Source organism: Streptomyces sp. NPDC059142 (assembly GCF_042755665.1).
Lineage (GTDB): Bacteria > Actinomycetota > Actinomycetes > Streptomycetales > Streptomycetaceae > Streptomyces.
In genome coordinates, this window is the sequence record NZ_JBHZDA010000198.1 from 1 (window position 1) to 3,891 (window position 3,891).

Annotated in this window: 3 protein-coding genes; all 3 read right to left on the reverse strand. The window is 74.6% G+C overall.

Features of this window, described 5'->3' with window-relative positions:
• Positions 1 to 135 precede the first annotated feature (135 nt).
• The gene (gene fxsA, locus ACFXPK_RS32640) at positions 136 to 720 is read right to left on the reverse strand and encodes an FxsA family membrane protein (protein WP_385007622.1); all 585 of its coding nucleotides are present in this window, start codon (positions 718 to 720) and stop codon (positions 136 to 138) included.
• Positions 721 to 801: 81 nt separating this feature from the next.
• Positions 802 to 1,590 (reverse strand): polyprenol monophosphomannose synthase, encoded by a 789-nt coding sequence (locus ACFXPK_RS32645; RefSeq protein WP_385080772.1) that lies wholly within the window; start codon positions 1,588 to 1,590, stop codon positions 802 to 804.
• A gap of 558 nt (positions 1,591 to 2,148) precedes the next feature.
• Positions 2,149 to 3,768 (reverse strand): amidohydrolase, encoded by a 1,620-nt coding sequence (locus tag ACFXPK_RS32650; RefSeq protein WP_385080774.1) that lies wholly within the window; start codon positions 3,766 to 3,768, stop codon positions 2,149 to 2,151.
• Positions 3,769 to 3,891: the final 123 nt, after the last annotated feature.

Here is a 3,891-nt window from a genome sequence, read left to right on the forward strand (position 1 = left end):
GGCCCCGCCCCCCGGGCGCGGCTCCCCCGGCCCCCCCCGCGCCTGCCCCGGCGCCCCCCCGCGGCGCCGGCGGGCCCCCCCCCCCCGCCCCCGCGGGCCGCGCCCCCGCGGCGTTGTGCGCGAGGGGGCGTACGGTCAGGGGGTCAGCGGCGGACGGGGGCCCTCGTCGTCGGGGCGTCGCGCGGACGGGCCCTCGTCCTCCTTGATGACCTCTCCCTGGACCACCTTTCCGTCCGGCCGACCCATCCTGGCCTGCTGGAACGCGTCACCGAGGGTGCCGGGACCCGCCGCGCGCATCCGGCGCTCCAGCGACCGCTCCGCGTACCGGCCGAGCGCGGTTCTCACCGGTGGCACGAGCAACAGCAGGCCCAGTACGTCGGTGATCAGCCCCGGGATCATGATCAGCAGACCGCCGAGCATGAGGAAGCCGTTGCCCGTGGAACCCGTGGGCGCCTCGGGCGGGGCGGCGCCGGGGTTCTGCTGCCGCTGAACGGTCGCGGTCAGGTTCTGGAACGCGCGGCGCCCCGCGCTCTTCATCACCACGGCGCCGAGCACGGCCCCGCCCACCAGGAGCAGCAGGACGGCGAAGCCGCCGGCGGTCTCGGCCACCACGGTCAGCAGCCAGATCTCCAGCACCAGCCAGACGGCTACGGCGAGGGGAATGAGGGTGCGGGCGCGTGAGCGCTTGGGAACGGGCCGGGGCGATTGCGCGGTCGTCATGGTTCCAGTGTGCCTGGACGCGCGCCGTTACGGCGTCCGGGGCGGCCCGTGACGATCATGAGCGCCGCGGTGAGGGTCCGATCAGGTCGCGGGACCGGAGGTTCCGCCCGGTTTGCGGCCCAGCAGCCGGTTCGCCCGCGACTCCACGCCCCAGGCGGTCACCCGCCAGAGCGCCTCGACCAGGATGTCCTTGCTCATCTTGGAGTCGCCCAGTTCGCGCTCGACGAAGGTGATGGGCACCTCGACCACATGGCATCCGGCCTCGGCCGCCCGGCGGGCCAGATCGACCTGGAAGCAGTAGCCCTGGGAGGAGACGTCGTCCAGACCGATCCCCTCCAGGGTCTCCCTGCGGAAGGCCCGGTAGCCGCCGGTGACATCACGGAACGGGACACCGAGCAGGACCCGTGAGTAGGTGCTGCCGCCCCGGGAGATCATCTGCCGGGTCCTGGGCCAGTTGACGACCCGTCCGCCCGGCACCCACCGCGAGCCGAGCACGAGATCGGCGCCCTTGAGCGCGGTGAGCAGCCGGGGCAGCTCCTCGGGCTGGTGCGAGCCGTCGGCGTCCATCTCGACGAGGACCCCGTACCCGTGCTCCATGCCCCAGCGGAATCCGGCCAGATAGGCGGCGCCGAGCCCTTCCTTGCCCCTGCGGTGCAACACCTTGACCTGGCTGTCCGCCGCGGCCAGCTCGTCGGCGATCTTCCCGGTGCCGTCGGGGCTGTTGTCGTCGGCGATGAGGATGTCGGCCGCCGGAACCGCGGCGCGCACGCGGGAGACGATGGGCGTGATGTTCTCGGCCTCGTTGAAGGTCGGGATGATCACCAAGGCTGTACCGAGCGGGCCGTACCGCCTCTGGCCACCGTCGTTCACTGCTGCCCCTTCATCGCCGTACGCAGACGCCACAGCTTAGCGAGCGGACAGGGGCCTGCGAGCACGACGGCCGCCCGGTGTCGGACGAGTTGGCCGGTGATGTCCGGAGATGACGGAAGGAACCGCCCGTCCGGGGCCCGCACGGGGCACGTGCTGCGGACCGGGACCCGGCGTCCTTCGGGCCGACCTGGGACCCGCTGGCTGCGGATCGACCGAAAGCCGTTGTCTACTGAACGCCGGGGCCCCGTCCGGGTCGCACCTGCCGACCGGCGGGCACCTTCCCTCGCCCCCGAGACGCGGGCGCTGGACCTGGCTCCCAGTGGTGGTGCGCCGGTGCGGCACACCGCCCCATGGCCCAGCGGCGTTCGACGACGTTCGAGGAGGTTGCCGGACGGACGTCCTGTGGTGGACCCGGCCGAACCTACCCGCCGGTGGCGGCTCACTGTCAATACCCCCTTGACCAGCACGGTTCACCTGAAACACCAGGTCAGGGGCGAAGACCCGCAGGTCGCGGCGGAGGCCGGTAAGCATCGGTCGGCGGTACGAAATGTCCGTACGTCACTCGTTCGGGCTCACGAACACGGTCCGCCCGCCGACCACGGTCCGCAGGCATACGGGCAGCGGGCGCCCCGGCGTGAGATCCGGCAGGCCGGGCGTCCCCGAGCGCGGGTCCGTCGACCAGCGCGCCACCCGGTCGTCGGGCGCCTGCACCACCAGCTCCTCGGTGCGCCAGAGCGCGTAGTCGGCGGGGGCTCCCGGCACCAGCGTCCCCGCGTCGTCCCTGCCGACCGCCCGCCAGCCGCCCCGGGTGTGCGCCGTGAACGCGGCCCGTACGGAGATCCGGTGCCCGGGGGTGCGGTGGAAGGCGGCGGCCCGTACGGTCCCCCACGGGTCGAGCGGGGTGACCGGGCTGTCGGAGCCGAGCGCCAGCGGCACCCCGGCGCGCAGCAGCGCCGCGAACGGATTGAGCGTACGGGCCCGCTCGACGCCCAGCCGGCGCGCGTACATGCCCTCGTCGCCGCCCCAGACCGCGTCGAAAGCGGGCTGCACGGAAGCGGTGAGCCCCAGCTCCGCGAAGGCCGCGACCGTCTCGGGGGTGAGCATCTCGGCGTGCTCGACCCGGTGCCGGGCCGCCCGGATCCGCGCCTGGCCGAGCCGCTCCGCGGCGGCCCGCATCCCCGCCACGACCGTCCCGAGCGCCGCGTCGCCGATGGCGTGGAAACCGGCCTGGAGCCCGGCCTCGGTGCAGGCGGCGACATGTGCGGCGACCGCGTCCGCGTCGAGATGCGCGGAACCGGAGTGGGCGGCGTCCGCGTACGGCTCGCACAGCGCCGCGGTGTGCGAGCCGAGCGAACCGTCCACGAACAGATCGCCCGCGGCCCCCGCCGCCCCCAGCTCCCGGATCCGCCGGGCGTCCTTCTCGTCGCCGACCGGCTCCGCCCAGTAGCCGTGCACCCGCGGCCCCGCCTCGTCCCTGGCGAGCGCCAGCAGCGCCGTGAAGTCCTCCTCGTCGGAGATCTCCGGCCCCCCGCACTCGTGCAGCGTCCCGATCCCGAGCGAAGCGGCCCGCGAACGGGCGGCGCGCTGCGCCTCGGTGCGCTGAAGGGCGCTGACGGCCCCATGGGCGGCCTCGCGTACGGCATGGTGCGCGGCGCCCGTCAGCGGCCCGTCGGGGCGGTAGCCGGCCAGCGAGGCCACCCCGGGAACCAGATCGAGCAGAGCCGTCGTCACCACGGCCGAATGCACATCGACCCGCGGCAGATACAGCGCCCGCCCGCCGGCCGCCTCGTCCAACTCGGCCCGCGTGGGCGCCCGCCGCTCCGGCCAGCGCTCGGCGTCCCAACCGTGCCCGAGCAGAATCCGCTCGTCCGACCGCGCCGCGCCGTGCGCCCGCACGAGCGCGAGCGCCTCCCCCAGACTGCCCGCACCGAACAGATCGAGCCCCATGAGGGCGAGCCCGGTCGCCGTGGCGTGCACATGGGCGTCGGTGAACGCGGGCGTGACGAGCGCGCCGTCCAGATCGACCACCTCGTCCGCCCCGGCGACGAACGAGTCGGCGGCACCCTCGGACCCGACCCAGGAGACGTGCCCTCGCTCGACGAGCATCGCGGTGGCGAAGGGATCGGCGGGGCTGTGGACTTCTCCACGGCGCAGGAGCACGGTGCGGTGGTCACTCATGACCCCAGTCTGCCTTCTTTTTTTGGGGGCTCGGTTCGCCTCCGGGGCGCTGCAAGTCGGCGCCGACTCGGTCGGCGGGGCGGGGGGGCGCGCGCGCGCCGCGGGGAGCCCGGGCGCGCCGCG